Genomic DNA, 16,675 nt, shown 5'->3' with positions numbered 1-16,675 from the left:
GGCGGCCGGTGGCCACGACGGCAAGGTGAGCCACTGTGAAACCTAAGGAGCAGATCCGGTGCACGACCATCGACACCTGTCACGCATCGGTGGCTGAGATCTCAGACAGATGTATGACAATGGTGTAGGTGATGCACTTCGTTGTCCGCCGGGCGTACGCCGGGGCGAAACAGGGGGCGCTGGTCGTGATCCGGCCAGTGCTCTCGCAGCGGCGCTCCCGGGGTCGTGCGCGCACCGCCTGTTCCTCGCGCCGGCCGGCTGTCCGGCCGGGTGCCCGTGCCGCGTGGCGGGTCGCCCGTCCGGCCGTACGGGGCGTACGCCGCCTGCGGGGTGCCCCGTACCGCCGGCACACGGCGCGACGGAGCACGGAGCCGCGGGGCACGGAGGGGCCCCGTGCGGGACGGGTCCGCACCGCAGGGGCGACACTCCGCGGAGTGCGGCGCAGCCATCGGGACGGAGCAGGCACGGACGTCGGCACGGGGTCGTGCGCGGCTCCGGGGTGCGCCGTTGCCCGGTCCGTGCTCGCCGGCCCACGCGCGTGTGCGCGCGGGAAGCTCCCGGACCGGGGCGGCTGCCGGTGGAGACGGGAGAAGGGCGCACGGAGCCGCGAAGCAGCGAGCACGAGGCGGTGCACGGCCAGCACCAGGCAGTAGTCGGTAGGTAGCAAGCAAGAGGTGGAGCGGGGCGGAGGAGGAGAGAGTGAGGGCCCGGGCCGGGGCCGCCCGATCCCCCTCCCCCACACGCCCCCGCACCGCCCGGACGCCGTCCCGTACGGGGCCCGCCGGGCAGCGGGGAGTCCGGGGGTCCGGACGGCACACGACACATCGAAGGGGGCCACGCGACGGATGCGCGGCGACTACCAACAACTCGTGGACGAGATCTCGGCGATCCTCGGCGCCCCCGCGACCCTGGAGGACCGGGACTTCGGGCTGATCGCCTTCGGCGTGCACGACAGCGACGACGACCTGGCGATGGACCCGGTGCGCACCCGGTCGATCCTCCAGCGCCGTTCGACGGCCGCGGTACGGGCGTGGTTCGAAGGCTTCGGCATCGCGCGCGCGCAGGCGCCGTTGCGCATTCCGCCGGACCCGGCGGCCGGGGTGTTCATGGGGCGCATCTGCCTGCCCGTGCGGCACCGGGGCGTCGTGCACGGCTATGTGTGGCTCCTGGACGACGGCCACCTCTCCGACCTCGAACTGGGTCACCCCGGCGCCCCGGCTGACCCGCGGCTCACCCAGGCCATGGAGACGACGGCCCGCATCGGCGCCCTGCTGGCCGCGGAGGCGCGCAGCGGGGCGGAGCTCGGGGAGCTGCTGCGGGCCCTCCTGGTGGGGCCTTCCGGCGGCCGGGACGAGGCGGAGGCGGGGCTACGGGCCGCGCTCCGTTCGGCCGCGCGCGGCCCGCTGGCGATCGTCGCGGTGACCCCGTGGGACGCCGAGAACCCCGCCGAGGCCGGCCCACTGCCCAACCTGCCGGGGCTGGCCGCCGTCTGTGCCATCGCCGATCAGGCGCGCCCCGGGGCGTCGGGCGGACAAGGCGGCGCGGCCGGCGGGCCGAACCCGGGCACGAGCCTCGCGGCCCTGGTACGGCTGCGCTCCGCGGCGTCCGTCGACCCGGCCCTGGCAGCAGCGGAGCAACTCCTGCGCTCCCCGCGCGCGACGGCCACCGGAAACGGGGCGCGCAACGACGCACCGGGCACGACGGGGCACGGAGCCCGGAGCACGGGCACGGGGCACGGGGCGGGAGCGCCGACGGAGGCCCGGCACGGAGCACGGGGCGCAGCCCACGGAGCGCGGGGCGCCGACGTCGGCGGAGGCCCGGCACGGGGCACGGGGCACGGGGCCGGCCCCACGGCCCCGTCAGGTGACGACGCCGCAGGCGGTACGGGGCGCCCTGAGCGCGGCACGGAGGGCGCCGCACGAGGCGCGGAACACGGAGCACGGAGCGGTAGACCGGAGGCGCGGGGCACGGGGCACGGGGCACGGGGCGGGGACGCCGACGGAGCCCTGGCACGGAGCACGGGGCACGGGGGCGGGAGCGCGGCGGCCGGTGTGAGTGACGTACGGCGCGAACTCTCCGACCTGCCGGCCGCCTGGCGGGAGGCGCTGGCCGCGGCGCGGGCGGCGCGCGCCGACGAACGGCTCGGGCCCGTCGCCAACTGGGCCGACGTCGGCCCGTACCGCCTCCTCACCGGACTGCCGTGCACGGCCCCCGACCCCGCCGTGCGTCCGCTGCTCGAACACGTCCACGCCGAACTCGCGCGTACCGCTGAGGAGTTCCTCGACCGGGCCGGCCAGGCCGGCCGTACCGCCCAGGCGCTCGGCATCCACCGGCAGACGCTGTACTACCGGCTGTCGCGCGTGGAGCAGCTCACCGGCCTCGACCTGGGCGCAGGCGAGGACCGGCTGCTGCTCCACATGGCGCTGAAGAAGGCGCGGCTGACGCGCGGTTAGCGCCTGCCGGTGAGACTGCCGTACGACGGGCCCCGTACGCCCCTTCCTCCTCTCAGGCGGAGGGCCAGGTGTTGGGAAGGGCGCCCGAACGGACGGACAGGCCGGCGGACAGACGCTGGGCGGACCGGTGGGACGGAGCACGGGGCACGGGGAGGGACGGAGCACGGGGCACAGGCGGGCGGGTGCGGGCGACGCCCCGTAGCGCGTACAACCGCCCGCACGACACCTCAAGACGGGGCCGGCACCCCGACAACGGAGCCCGCGCAACAGAGCCCGCGCAACGGAGCCAACACAGCGGGGCCACAACCGACGAAGCCAGCCCGCCGGGGAAGGCGCTACCCCCGCTGTGGCTGCCGGTCGGCCCCCGCGGGGAGTGGCCGGCGCATGGCGTGGATCAGCCAGCCGCGGCCCGTACCCGGCAGCAGCGGGTCGAACGCCCGGGGCGTGGGGCGGCCGTAGTCCGCCGCGACCAGACCGATGTCCCGCAGCTCCGGGGCCCATCCGTGCTGGCGGAACCAGGTGTCCAGGTCGGTGCGCGGGCCGCCGTGCCACAGGTCGGTGAACTCGGTGGAGATCGCGGTACGGGCGGCGCGTAGCCGTTCGCCGTCCTCGCCGTGGTCGAGTTCGAGCGTGCTGCCGGGAGCCGAGAGCTCCCCGATCGCGTCGAGCAGCCCATCGGCCGCGACCGACGGCAGCCCGTACAGCAGGCCCTCGGCCAGCCACGCGGTGCGCGCCGTGGGGTCGAACCCGGCCGCACGGAGCGTGGCGCCCCAGTCCTCCCTGAGGTCGGCGGCGACGTCCACGAGCGTGCACCGCGGGCTCGCTCCGGTGGCGTGCAACGCCTGCGTCCGGAACTCCAGCACCGGCGCGAAGTCCACCTGGAATACCCGGGTGCCCGTCGGCCAGTCGAGCCGGTAGGCCCGGGCGTCCATCCCACAGGCGAGCAGCACGACCTGGCTGCGGCCCGCCCGCACGGCCGTCAGCAGCGCGGCGTCCAGTGCCGCGGTGCGCACCGCCACCTGTTCGGCCATCAGCTCGCGGAAGTCGTCGCTCGCCGTCGCCGTGGGCGTCTCGGTCCAGAAGGTGCCCGCGCCTCCGGCGGAGTCCAGGAACACGCGCGCGTACGGATCGTCGAACAGCCGGTCGGTACGGCGCTGCTCCAGCTCGCGCAGGAACGCGACCCACAGTGAGGTCTCCGCGAGCCCCCTGAGCGCTCCGTGGCGCGCGTCCCGTGGTGTGGGCGCTACCTGTGTCATGACGTTCTCCTCTCTCACCACTGCTCTCTGGCCGATGTCTGTTTCCGTGCGTCTTCGGGAAGTGCCAGCGCGTCCCCCTGGTGCTTTGGGGCAGGCTCGTGGCCCGCTTCTCCTGCGGATTCGGTTTCGGTTTCGGTCGGCTCCGTGCGGGCGTCGGGCCATGGCCCCGGCCGCTCCGCGCGGGCCCGCGGCCGTCCCTGGCCGCGGCTGGGACACGACCGTCCCGACCCCGGCCGGCGGGCCCCGTGTGCCGCCCGCCGCAGGGCATTGCCGCGCCGGCGTTAGCCCAGGTGTGTGGCCATCGGTTCGGCACTCGCCGCCGTGTCGCGGGTGGGGCGCGGGGTGTTCATCAGGGCCGCCACCAGCGCGGCGGCCACGGTCAGGATCACGGCGGCCACCACGAAGGCGTCCGAGAATCCCTCCGTCAGGGCCCGTTGGGCGACCTCGGGGGTCGGCGGGTGGTGGGCGGCCAGGTAGTCCGCGGTGGCGCTGGTGGCGATCGTGTTGAGCAGTGCGGTGCCGATCGAGCCGCCGACCTGCTGCGCCGTGGTGACCGAAGCGGAGGCGATGCCGGTGTCCTCGGCGCGCACGCCGTGCGTGGCGTAGTTCATCGCCGGCGCCATCACCAGGCCGAGCCCCATGCCGACCAGGATCTCCGCGGGCAGCACCCGGGCCGCGTACGAGCTGTCCGGTGTCAGCGGGATCAGCCAGGCCACGCTCGCGGCGGAGAGCAGCAGCCCGGGGGCGATCAGTGCGCGCGGCGGCACCTTCGGGATGAGGCGCGCCGCGATGCCGCCCGCCGCGAACAGGACGCCCGCCGTCATCGGCAGGAAGGCCACGCCGGTGACGACGGCCGAATAGCCCTTGACGGTCTGGAGGTAGTACGTGAGGAACAGGAACATCGCGAACATGCCGACCATCGACAGGCCCACCGCCAGGTAGGCGCCGCCCCGGGTGCGGTCGGCGATGACGCGTAGCGGCAGCAGGGGCGTGGCGGCCCGCCGCTCCACCAGTGCGAACGCCACCAGCAGCAGCACACCGGCTGCCAGCAGACCGAGCACCCGGCCCGAGTCCCAGCCGGCGGACTCCGCCTCGCTGCACCCGTACACGACGCCCACCAGGCCGGCGACGGCGAGCAGGACGCCGGGAACGTCGAACCTGGCGCGGCTCCGGCCGCTGTGGGCGTCGGTGGGCAGCGCGTACCAGCCGCAGACCGCCACCACGGCGATCGGCACGTTGACGTACAAGCACCAGCGCCAGTTGAGGCATTCGGTGAGGAAGCCGCCGAGCACCAGGCCGATGGCGCTGCCGCCGGCCGCGATGGCGCCGAAGATCGCGAACGCCTTCGCCCGTTCCTTCGCTCCTGTGAACATCACCGCGAGCAGTGACAGCGCCGACGGGGCCAGCAGTGCGGCGAAGGCGCCTTGCAGGGCTCGGGCCCCGAGCAGGACGCCGAAGTGGCCCGCCGCGCCGCCGAGCGCGGAGGCCCCGGCGAAGCCGACGAGGCCGATGGCGAAGGCGCGGCGGCGCCCCGTGTAGTCGGCGATGCGACCGCCGAACAGCAGGAGGCTGCCGAACGCGAGCGTGTAGGCGGTGATGACCCACTGCCGGTCCCCGTCGGAGATGCCGAGGTCGCGCTGGGCGGAGGGCAGGGCGATGTTCACGATCGTGATGTCGAGCACGATCATCAGTTGGGCCAGGCCGACGAAGAGCAGGGCGATCCACCGTCGGGGGTGCGCCTCGGCGGGGTGGGCCGCGGGGTCGGACCGGGCTATCGGTACGGGGGCGGATGCGGAGGTCGACCCGGCCGGGTCGCCGGGTCCGTGGTCGCTGGCGGGCATCTGCTTGCCTCTCTGTGCTGCCCGAGCCGCGCCGGGCTTCGTGGGTGGGGCCATGAGCCAGGTCGCAGCTCGGGCCGTGGGTCAGGCCGTGGGTGGCGCCGGCGGCGGGGTCGTCAGTGCGGCCGTCGGTCGTGTCGGAACGGGTTCGGTTGGCGGGCGGGCGCCGATCACCCGGGCCCTGATGCGCTTGAACCAGTCGAGGCCCACGGCGGGGCCCGGCAGCGGCGCGCGCCGCCCCTCGCGCCCCGGAGCGCGCAGGCCGTCGATGTAGATCTCCAGTTGGCGGTGGGCCAGTTCGCCGTCCTCGGCGAACTGGCCACCTGGCAGCGGTCGGGAGACCCGCATGAGCATCAGGGCGATGTCTCCGAAGAGCACGTCGGGGCGGAGCGTCCCGGCGGCGTGGGCGCGGGCGATCAACTCCTGGACGGGGTCGGCGGCGTCCTGTCGTGCTCCGCCGACGACCTCGTCGAGCGCGATCTGTCCGATGAGCCCGGGGATGACGGAGCCGAGCCGAAGGTCGAGCGCGGCGTGGAGGAACGTACGGAGCGCCTCGAAGGGCTCCGCGGGATCGCGCTGCGCCGCCGACGCGGCCTCGCGGAGCGCCGCGAACACGTCGACGGCCACCGCCCGCAGCAGGTCGGCGCGGTCGGGAAAGCGCCGGTAGAGGGTGGCCGCGCCGACGCCGGCCCGCCGGGCGATCTCGTCCAGCGGGGCGCCCGGGCCGTACTCGGCGAAGACCTCGCGGGCCGCGCGCAGGATCTGTTCCCGGTTGCGCCACGCATCGGCCCGCATGCGCGGCGGCTGGGCGTCGCCGGCGGTGGTGGGCGCTGCGGTCACGGCTCCTCCTTCGCGGGCCGGAAGTCGACCCGGGCGGGAGCGCGGCGGGCGCCCGGCACGGCCGAGCGACGGCCACCACACCCCCGTAGCTGGATGGTTTTTCTCCGCTTAGACCAGCGTAGGCCCTCCGCCGAAATAATTCATCACCCGTTGAGTAAGTGGGCGGAAAAGAACCGGGTCCCACCGCCCCAGCGGTGCGGACCCGGTCACTGACGTCACTGACGGCCCACGTCTCGGCCCCGTGCCTCGGCCCCGTACTGGCCCCGAATGGCCCTCTCCCCCGCGCTCCCCGGCCCGATGGCGCGGGCCTGTGCCCTCCCCGTACGACACCCCCGGCGCCGCGCCCCGTACCTGCCCCGTTCGCCGTCCACCGCCCACGGCCCGTGCCCGCCGAGGCCCGGGCACGGGGGGGCAGTACGGACCGGGTACGGGGCGCCACAGCCGGCCGACACGGGGCGCCGTGGCGCGGACGCGGGGCGCCGCGGCACGTACCGAGGGAGCCGGGGCACCGGCCGTACGAGGCAGCGGTGGGCGGGCCCGGCGCATGGCCGGAACTGGTGCCTGGCGGGGCCGGAGCGGGCCCGGGCCCCGTCTGACGGACGCCCGTGCGTGGGTCTGACCGATGCCCGACCGGAGCCGGAGCGGGCCCCACCGGTGTCCCCGCCGGGCACCGTTCGCAGAGCTTGCTGCGCACGAGAGGCGTACGCGCAGGACGCCGACGCACGGAGTGCGCACGCGAGAGGCGCGTACGCGACGACGCGGAGCGCCCCGGGCGGGTGCGGGGCCGGGGCGCGGGCCGTCGGTCTCGCCCGCCCGTGCCGCCCCGTGGGTGCGGTGCCGGGCGGGCGTCTGGCTCAGTCCGTGAGGTTCACCGCACGGGCGGAGGTCGCACCGATCTCCACCGCGATCTCGGTCATCACGGCCGCCGGAACCGAGTCGTCCACGGTCAGCGCGACGAGCGCTTCGCCGCCCGCCGTCGAGCGCGACACCTGCATGCCGGCGATGTTGATGCCGGCCTCGCCCAGCACCCGGCCGACGGTGCCGACCACGCCGGGCCGGTCCCCGTACCGCAGGAACGCCATGTGGTCGGCGAGCGCCAGATCCACGTCGTGGTCGCCGACCGCGACGATCTTCTGCTGGTGCTTCGGGCCGGCCAGCGTGCCCGAGATGGAGACCTCCTGACCGTCGGCGAGGGTGCCGCGCACCGTCACCACGTTCCGGTGCTCGGGCGACTCGGAGCTGGTCGTCAGCCGCACCTCGACGCCACGCTCCTGCGCGAACAGCGGCGCGTTCACGTACGACACGGTCTCGGCCACCACGTCCTCGAACACGCCCTTGAGCGCGGAGAGTTCGAGCACCTTCACGTCGTGCTGGGTGATCTCGCCGTAGACCTCCACGTCGAGGCGGACCGCGACCTCGCCGGCCAGCGCCGTGAAGATCCGGCCGAGCTTCTCGGCCAGCGGCAGCCCGGGGCGCACGTCCTCGGCGATGACGCCGCCCTGCACGTTGACGGCGTCCGGCACCAGTTCGCCGGCGAGCGCGAGCCGCACCGACTTGGCGACGGCGATGCCCGCCTTCTCCTGCGCCTCGCCCGTCGAGGCCCCCAGGTGCGGGGTGGCGACGACCTGGTCGAACGCGAACAGCGGCGAGTCGGTGCACGGCTCCGTGGCGTACACGTCCAGGCCAGCGCCCGCGACCCGGCCCTCCTTGAGCGCCGCGGCGAGCGCCTCCTCGTCGACGATCCCGCCCCGGGCCGCGTTGACGATCCGCACCTCGGGCTTGACCTTGTGCAGCGCGTCGTCGCCGATCAGCCCCAGCGTCTCGGGCGTCTTGGGCAGGTGCACCGTGATGAAGTCGGAGACCGCGAGCAGTTCGTCCAGCGTCAGCAGCTTGACGCCCATCTGCGCCGCCCGGGCCGGCTGCACGTACGGGTCGTACGCGACGATCTTCATGCCGAAGGCGGACATCCGCTGGGCGACCAGCACCCCGATGCGGCCGAGGCCGACCACGCCCAGCGTCTTCTCGCTCAGCTCGACGCCGGTGTACTTGCTCCGCTTCCACTCGCCGTTCTTCAGCGCCGTGTTGGCCTGCGGGATGTTGCGCGCGGTGGCGACGATGAGGCCGCAGGCGAGTTCGGCGGCGGTCACGATGTTGGAGGTCGGCGCGTTCACGACCATCACGCCCGCCTTGGTGGCGGCGGCGACGTCAACGTTGTCCAGGCCCACGCCGGCGCGGGCGACGACCTTCAGCTTGCGCGCCGCGCCGATCGCCTCGGCGTCCACCTTGGTGGCGCTGCGCACGAGGATGGCGTCCACGTCGGCGATGGCGGGCAGCAGCTCGGCCCGGTCCGCACCGTTGCAGTGCCGGATCTCGAAGTCGGGGCCGAGGGCGTCGACGGTGGCCGGCGAGAGTTCTTCAGCGATGAGTACGACAGGTTTGCTGGACGTAGCAGTGCTCACGTGGTCCTCAGTCCTCACTAGTCCTTTGCGGACGGCCGTCCCGACGGCCGCAGGCGGTGAAGGGGTCAGCCGCGTGGAAGACGCACGACGCTGTGAGCCTGACGCGCTTGTGCAAGCAGTGTAGTGGCGTACGAGCCGGAGTCTTGCGCTGTCACGCAACATCACCCGGTTGTGGCCGGCACGCCCCGCAACGGTCGCCGCGCAGCCGCCACGGAAGGCGTGTTACAGCAGGTCAGAACGGTTTCGATGGATGCTGCTCGGGGTCTTGTGGGCCGCGGCTCGGCCCGGGTCCGCAGGGCCCCGGCGGCTGCCGCGGGCGGCCATCGGCGGCCGTCGGGCGTCCGCTTCCCGCGACGCGTGGACGCGACGCGTGGGCGCGACGCCACCGCGCCCCGTACGAGTCGCAGCCGCGGGCCGGGGCCGTACGGCTCCGGCCGGATGACGCACGGCACCGCACTGGGGGCGCGCGGCCGACCGAACGCGCCCGCGAGTGATCGGATGCACCCACGGGTGCCCGGAGCAGCCGGACGGGGCGCCCGGGGCGGTCCGACGGAGCGGTGCCCGGGCGGCCCCGCGGGATGGCTCCCGGGGCGGGCAGGCTCCACCGGCCGGCCGGTGCCGACCGCGCCCGCCCGCCCCGGGCCCGTCCGTGCCTACTCGTTGTCGTCGACCCAGCTCATGAGCTTGCGCAGGTCGCGGCCCGTGGTCTCCAGGAGGTGGTCCTGGTCGGCCTTCTTGTACTCGTTGTACTTCGGCAGACCCGCGTGGTACTCGGCCATCCAGTTCTTGGCGAAGGTGCCGTCCTGGATCTCCCCGAGCACCTTCTTCATCTCCGCCTTGGTGGCGTCGTTGACGATGCGCGGGCCCGTGACGTAGTCGCCCCACTCGGCGGTCTCGGAGACCGACCAGCGCATCTTCTCCAGGCCGCCCTCGTACATCAGGTCCACGATGAGCTTGAGCTCGTGCAGGCACTCGAAGTAGGCGATCTCCGGCTGGTAGCCGGCCTCCACCAGGGTCTCGAAGCCCGCCTTGACCAGCGCGGCGGTACCGCCGCACAGCACGGCCTGCTCGCCGAAGAGGTCGGTCTCGGTCTCCTCGGTGAAGGTCGTCTTGATGACGCCGGCCCGGGTGCCGCCGATGGCCTTCGCGTACGAGAGGGCCAGGGCGAAGCCGCCGCCCGTGGCGTCCTGCTCGACGGCCGCGATGCACGGCACGCCGCGCCCCTCCTCGTACTGGCGGCGGACCAGGTGGCCCGGGCCCTTCGGGGCGACCATGGCCACGTCCACACCGGCCGGCGGCTTGATGAAGCCGTACCGGATGTTCAGGCCGTGCCCGAAGAAGAGCGCGTCGCCCTGCTTGAGGTTGTCCTTGACGGACTCCTCGTAGACCTTGGCCTGGATCGGGTCCGGGACCAGCATCATGATCACGTCGGCCTCGGCGGCGGCCTCGGCCGGGGTGGTCACGCGCAGCCCCTGCTCCTCGGCCTTGACCTTGGACGCCGAACCCTCGTGCAGGCCGACGCGGACGTCCACGCCCGAGTCGCGCAGCGACAGCGCGTGGGCGTGGCCCTGGCTGCCGTAGCCGAGAACCGCGACCTTGCGGCCCTGGATGATGGACAGGTCGGCGTCGTCGTCGTAGAACAGCTCGGCCACTTCGGGTATCTCCTAGCGTTTCGGGTGGTGCGGCCCACCGTATGACGGCTGGGCGGGGGAAGGATTTCAGGTCTCGCCATCCGGTCCCGCGCCGCGGCCGGAACCCGCCGGGTGGGGCGGGTGCGATCGGCCGGACAGGGCCGCCCGCGGGGCGCGTACGGATGGCATACGGCGCGGCGCGTGCGGCGCGGTGACGCGCGATGGCTGCGCCGTGGTGCGGGGGTTGCAGTGCCGTGGTACGCGGGTGGGCGGCGGCACTGCGGTGCCCGGGGGTACGGGCGGACGTCAACTACTCGGCTGTGTGGCCGTTCGGCTGTACGGCGTACGGCCACTCGGCCATTGCTCGGCCGTGCGGCTACGCGGAGCGGTCGAGGGCGCGCAGGCTCCGGTCGGTGATGGAACGCGCGCCCCGTCCGATGGCAATGGTGCCGGACTGCACCAACTCCTTGATGCCGAACGGCTCCAACATCTTCAGCATGGCCTCCAACTTGTCACTGCGCCCGGTGGCCTCGATGGTGACGGCCTCCGGGGAGACGTCCACCGTCTTCGCGCGGAAGAGCTGGACGATCTCCACCACCTGGGAGCGGGTCTCGTTGTCGGCCCGGACCTTCACCAGGACGAGTTCGCGGTGGATGGCCGAACTGTCCTCCAGCTCAACGATCTTCAGCACGTTGACGAGCTTGTTGAGCTGCTTGGTGACCTGTTCGAGCGGCAGTTCCTCGACGTTGACCACGATGGTGATGCGGGAGATGTCGGGGTGCTCGGTGACGCCCACCGCGAGGGAGTCGATGTTGAAGCCGCGGCGGGAGAACAGGGCGGCGATCCGAGCGAGGATGCCGGGGGTGTTTTCCACCAGAACGGAGAGCGTGTGCTTGGACATGGGGGCTCGGTTCTCTCTTCTCGGCGTGTGCTCGGGGCGTGGGGCCGGTCTCAGTCGTCTTCGCTGTCGCCGAAGTCGGGGCGGACCCCGCGGGCGGCCATGACCTCGTCGTTGGAGGTGCCGGCGGCGACCATCGGCCACACCATGGCGTCCTGGTGGACGATGAAGTCCACCACCACGGGCCGGTCGTTGATGGAATTGGCCTTCTCGATGACGGCGTCGAGTTGCGCCGGGTCCTCGCACCGCAAACCGACGCAGCCCATTGCCTCGGCCAGTTTCACGAAGTCCGGGACCCGGGTGCCGGCCGGCCTTTCCACATCCGCCGACGAGCCATCGGCGCTGGAATGCAGCGTGGTGTGTGAATAGCGCTGGTTGTAGAAGAGCGTCTGCCATTGGCGGACCATGCCGAGGGCACCGTTGTTGATGATGGCGACCTTGATGGGAATGTCGTTCAGCGCGCAGGTGACCAGTTCCTGGTTGGTCATCTGGAAACAACCGTCACCGTCGATGGCCCACACCGTACGCTCCGGGCGTCCGGCCTTCGCACCCATCGCCGCCGGCACCGCATAACCCATCGTGCCGGCCCCACCAGAATTCAACCAGGTCGCCGGCTCCTCGAAGTTCAGGAAATGCGACGCCCACATCTGATGCTGCCCCACACCCGCCGCAAACACCGTGCCTTCCGGCGCCAACTGACCCACCCGCTCAATCACCTGCTGCGGCGACAGACTGCCATCCGCCGGCAGGTCATAACCGAGCGGATACGTCGAACGCCACCGCTCCAGATCAGCCCACCACGCGCTCAGGTCATTCGCCTGACCCTCAGCGTGCTCGGCCTGCACCGCAGCCACCAAATCCGCGATGACCTCCCGCGCATCCCCCACGATCGGCACATCGGCCAACCGGTTCTTTCCGATCTCCGCCGGATCGATATCCGCATGCACCACCTTCGCCAACGGCGCGAAGGAATCCAACCGGCCCGTCACCCGATCATCGAACCGCGCCCCGAGCGCCACGATCAGATCGGCCTTCTGCAACGCCGTCACCGCCGCCACCGTGCCGTGCATCCCCGGCATCCCCAGATGCTGCCGATGCCCGTCGGGAAACGCACCCAACGCCATCAACGTCGTGGTCACCGGCGCCCCCGTCAACTCCGCCAGCACCCGCAACTCCGCACTGGCCCGCGCCTTGAGCACCCCACCACCCACGTACAGCACCGGACGCCGCGCCTGCGTGATCAACCGCGCCGCCTCCCGGATCTGCTTGGCGTGCGGCTTGGTCACCGGGCGGTATCCCGGCAGCTCCGTCTGCGGCGGCCAGGAGAAGCGGGTACGGGCCTGGAGTGCGTCCTTGGCGATGTCCACCAGGACCGGCCCCGGCCGGCCGGTGGAGGCCACGTGAAATGCCTCCGCGATCGTCCGCGGAATGTCGTCCGCGTTCGTCACGAGCCAATTGTGCTTGGTGATCGGCATGGTGATGCCACAGATGTCCGCCTCCTGAAAGGCGTCCGTACCGATGGCCTGTGATGCGACCTGTCCCGTGATGGCGACCAGCGGCACCGAGTCCATGTGCGCGTCGGCGATGGGGGTGACCAAATTGGTTGCGCCGGGACCGGAAGTGGCGATGCACACGCCGACCTTTCCGGTCGCCTGCGCATAACCCGTCGCGGCGTGCCCCGCGCCCTGTTCGTGACGCACCAGCACATGGCGCACCCGCGAGGAATCCATCATGGGGTCGTAGGCGGGCAGGATCGCCCCGCCCGGAATTCCGAAGACGGTGTCGGCGCCGACCTCCTCAAGCGAACGAATGAGGGATTGCGCGCCCGTGACGTTCTCGGTGGTGACGGGTCGCTGCCCGCCATTTCGGGCCCGCGGCTGGGGATGGGGGGCCCCGGTGGCCTGCTCGGTCATCGGCATTCTCTTCTCGAAGATGAGGTGGTGCGGGGGTGGGGAGTGCGTCAGTGCAACAAAAAACCCCTCGTGCCGTGAGGCAATCGAGGGGAGCGCGTCGGGAGGAGGTCCGCAGGGCCTTTTTCTGGCCCTGCTCAGCCGACGCGCTGTCCAAGTACGAGAATTCGGGTGCGCATGGCTTGACCCTCCCCCCGTCGCCTAGCAAGTGTCAAGTGGGTGGGACGGGCGTCTCATTATTTGAACGCAATGGCGTATGTGCCAGTGGCTCGTGCCGCCGCGTCCCGTGCGATCCGCTGTGCCGTACGGGCACCGCTCCGCCGGCGAAGGCGGGGGGTTCGGTGCGCTGCTCGGGGGCCTGCAGATCGGCCAGGACCTCGGTACGCGCCGTGAGACGGGGCTCCGGGCGCGGCAGCGGGTAGTCACCCACGGCCAGCGCGCGGCGCAGCCGCTGCTCGTCCAGCGGGCCGCAGAAGACGGTGCCCTGGCCGTGGGTGCAGCCCATGGCGCGCAGTGCGGCCAACTGCTCGGGCAGGTCCACGCCCTCGGCCATGGCCTGGGTGCCCAGATCGTGGGCGATGCGCAGCAGGCCGGCGGTGATCTTGTAGAGCCTGGCCGACTCCAGTACCCCTTCGACCAGGGCCCGATCGAGTTTGACCAGGTCGATGGGGAGTTTGCGCAGGGCGTTGATCGCCGCGTACCCGCTGCCGAACCCGTCCAGGGCGATGCGCACGCCCAGCCGGCGCAGCGCCATGAGGCGGTGTTCCAGGTCGCCCAGCGAGGCCCGGGGCTCGCTTTCGGACAATTCAATGATCAAGCTGCCGGACGGCAGCCCGTGCTCGACGAGCAGTCCCTCAATGGCCTTGGGCGGGATCGCCTTGTCCGCCAGTTGGCTCGCCGGCAGCCGTACGGACACCGCGACGCCGTGCCCGGCGCGGCGGCGGCGTGCGGCCTGCCGGATGGCTTCCTCTAGCGTCCAGCGGCTCAGCTCCACGCTGGGCGCCGTGTCCTCGCTGCCGCCCCGCCCTCCGCCCCGGCCGGTTCCGGTGACCCGGAGGAACTCCGCCGGGGTGAACAGGATGCCCTGTGCGGAGCGCCAGCGCGGTTGTGCGGAGACCGAGCTGATCCGACCGCTGTGCAGGTCCACGACGGGCTGGTGCAACAGCACGAACTCGCCATCCTTGAGCGCGGCGCGCAGCCGGGTCGCCAGCTCCGCGCGGCGGGTGACGTCGGCCTGCATCTGCGGGGCATAGAGCTCGACCCGGTTCTTGCCACCGGACTTCGCGCGGTACATCGCGAGGTCGGCGTTGCGCATCAGGTCGCCGGGGTTGATGCCGGGCTCGGCGAAGGCGACGCCGATGCTCGCGGCCACCCGCACCTCGGTGCCCTGGACCCGGTAGGGCCGGGAGAGGGCGATGCGCAGTCGCTCGGCGATGTCGTGCACCCGGTACTCGTGGGCGGCGCGGTCGGGGCCGCCGTCACCCATGATCAGGGCGGCGAACTCGTCCCCGCCGAGGCGGGCGGCGATGTCCCCGGAGCGCACCGACTCCTGGAGCCTGCGCGCGGCCTGCACGAGCAGTTCGTCGCCCGCCTGGTGGCCGACGGTGTCGTTGACCGCCTTGAAGCCGTCGAGGTCGATGTAGAGCACGGCGGTGCCGGGGTCGGTGCGCCGCCGGCCGCCGAGCGCCTGGCGTACCCGGTGGGTGAACAGGGCGCGGTTGGGCAGGTCGGTGAGCGGGTCGTGCTCGGCGTTGTGCTGGAGCTGGGCCTGGAGCCTGACGCGCTCGGTGACGTCGCGGCTGTTGAGGATCAGCCCGCCGTGGTGCCGGTTGACGGTGGATTCGACGTTCAGCCACTCGCCGCTGCCCGAGCGGAACCGGCACTCGATGCGGGTGGTGGGTTCCTGGCTCGGGTGGGCGGCGAGGAACCGGCGCACCTCGTGGACGACCGGGCCCAGGTCCTCGGGGTGGATGAGGGAGGCGAGCTCGGAGCCGGTCAGTTCCTCGGGGTCGCGGCCGTAGACGCCGACGGCCGCCGGGCTGACGTAGCGCAGTATCCCGGTGGGAGCGGCGATCATGATGACGTCGCTCGACCCCTGCACCAGGGAGCGGAAGTGGTTCTCCTTCTGGGCGAGTTCCTGGGTGAGCGCGATGTTGTCCATCAGCATGATGGCCTGCCGCACCACCAGCGCGAGGACGACGGTGCATCCGGTGAAGAGCACGACGCGGTCCACGGCGCGGCCGTTGAAGACGTTGTAGATGATGCCGAGGACGCACACGGTGGCGGCCAGGTAGGGCGTCAGGGCGGTCAGCGAGTTGGCGATGGGCCGGCCGGCCGGGTGCGGGCGGCGCGGGCGGTCCCACTCCTGGCCGGCGCGGCTGGAGACCCAGGGCGCGTAGGCCAGCAGCAGCGAGCCGGCGAACCAGCCGGCGTCCAGCGGTTGGCCGGAGTTGTACTGCTGGCGCAGCAGCGGCGAGGTGAACAGTGCGTCGCAGAGCACGGTCAGCGCGAGCGCGCCGATCGCGGTGTTGACCGCGGACCGGTTGGCCGACGAGCGCCGGAAGTGGACCGCTAGGACGACGCTGACCAGCGCGATGTCCAGCAGTGGATAGGCCAGCGAGAGTGCCGTACGGGCGACGCTCTCGCCGTCGAAGCGGGCGGTGTGGGCGAGCGCCAGGCTCCAGGAGAGGGTCAGCAGCGAGCCGGCGATCAGCCAGGAGTCCAGGCTCAGGCAGAGCCAACCGGCCCGGTTGACCGGGCGCTTGGCCAGCACCAGCAGCCCCACGATGGCGGGTGGCGCGAAGAGCAGGAAGCAGAAGTCGGCGAGCGACACGGAGGGCACCGGCTGCGCCAGCACCACCTCGTACCAGCCCCAGACGCCGTTGCCGAGGCCGGCCATCAGCGAGGAAGCGGCGAACATGAACCAGGCCGGGCGCGAGGGCCCCGAGCGCGTGCGCGCGTAGACGAAGCAGGAGATGGCGGCGGCGAGGGCCGCCGCGCAGAGTCCGAAGTCCCCCATGATCGTGGAGAGTTCGCGCGATCCCCAGCCGAGCACCGACCCGACGGCATAGCCGCCGCACAGCAGGGTCAGCAGGAGTTGGTGCATCATTCCGGCGCCACCGTCCGTCGCCCTGGGACGCGCGAGCACCCCTGCCCAGGCGCTCACGGTGCCACCGCCGTCAGCTCGCGATCGGCCGCGCTGCGGTTCGCGAGGCGGTGTAGTGGTCGACGCGTGAGCCGCGTCGGGTCGTTCATCCATTGGCCGTACATCGCCCGTCGCCCCCCTCGGTTCCGGTCCGTCACCCACGCCGTGTGGTGCGTGGCGTGGGTCCCCGTTCCGGACGATACACCAGGTTGGTCACTCAGGGACATAGCCCATCTACGCAGCGT

Annotated in this window: 9 protein-coding genes; 1 reads left to right on the top strand and 8 read right to left on the bottom strand. The window is 72.5% G+C overall.

The annotated features are described in order from the left end of the window. Positions 1–845 precede the first annotated feature (845 nt). The gene (locus tag ACMA1D_RS24265; RefSeq protein ID WP_414726130.1) at positions 846–2,453 is read left to right on the top strand and encodes a helix-turn-helix domain-containing protein; all 1,608 of its coding nucleotides are present in this window, start codon (positions 846–848) and stop codon (positions 2,451–2,453) included. A 335-nt stretch (positions 2,454–2,788) separates the two neighbouring features. On the opposite strand, the gene ACMA1D_RS24260 is transcribed toward ACMA1D_RS24265, so the two are convergent. The 8 genes from ACMA1D_RS24260 to ACMA1D_RS24225 form a co-directional block, all read right to left on the bottom strand. Further along, positions 2,789–3,709: an SAM-dependent methyltransferase gene (locus ACMA1D_RS24260; RefSeq protein ID WP_414726129.1), complete on the bottom strand. Its 921-nt coding sequence runs from the start codon at positions 3,707–3,709 to the stop codon at positions 2,789–2,791. 281 nt (positions 3,710–3,990) lie between these two features. Beyond that, entirely contained in the window at positions 3,991–5,550 is a 1,560-nt protein-coding gene (locus ACMA1D_RS24255) for an MFS transporter (RefSeq protein WP_414726128.1), read from the bottom strand. Positions 5,551–5,631: 81 nt separating this feature from the next. Further along, positions 5,632–6,387, bottom strand: coding sequence for a TetR/AcrR family transcriptional regulator (locus ACMA1D_RS24250; protein WP_414726127.1), 756 nt, complete (start codon positions 6,385–6,387; stop codon positions 5,632–5,634). An 854-nt stretch (positions 6,388–7,241) separates the two neighbouring features. Next, on the bottom strand, positions 7,242–8,846 hold the full coding sequence (gene serA, locus ACMA1D_RS24245; protein WP_414726126.1) for a phosphoglycerate dehydrogenase: 1,605 nt from the start codon (positions 8,844–8,846) through the stop codon (positions 7,242–7,244). Between the two features lie 653 nt (positions 8,847–9,499). Beyond that, positions 9,500–10,498, bottom strand: coding sequence for a ketol-acid reductoisomerase (gene ilvC, locus ACMA1D_RS24240; RefSeq protein ID WP_414726125.1), 999 nt, complete (start codon positions 10,496–10,498; stop codon positions 9,500–9,502). A gap of 355 nt (positions 10,499–10,853) precedes the next feature. Next, complete coding sequence (gene ilvN, locus ACMA1D_RS24235) at positions 10,854–11,378, bottom strand: acetolactate synthase small subunit (protein WP_414726124.1); 525 nt, start codon at positions 11,376–11,378, stop codon at positions 10,854–10,856. A gap of 50 nt (positions 11,379–11,428) precedes the next feature. Beyond that, the gene (locus ACMA1D_RS24230) at positions 11,429–13,294 is read right to left on the bottom strand and encodes an acetolactate synthase large subunit (protein ID WP_414726123.1); all 1,866 of its coding nucleotides are present in this window, start codon (positions 13,292–13,294) and stop codon (positions 11,429–11,431) included. A gap of 202 nt (positions 13,295–13,496) precedes the next feature. Further along, positions 13,497–16,391 (bottom strand): putative bifunctional diguanylate cyclase/phosphodiesterase, encoded by a 2,895-nt coding sequence (locus ACMA1D_RS24225; RefSeq protein ID WP_414726224.1) that lies wholly within the window; start codon positions 16,389–16,391, stop codon positions 13,497–13,499. Positions 16,392–16,675: the final 284 nt, after the last annotated feature.

This window comes from Streptomyces sp. 796.1, from assembly GCF_047525675.1.
Classification (GTDB): Bacteria; Actinomycetota; Actinomycetes; order Streptomycetales; family Streptomycetaceae; genus Streptomyces.
The sequence above is the reverse complement of the archived record's forward strand: the minus strand, read 5'-3'. Positions and strand labels throughout refer to the sequence as shown.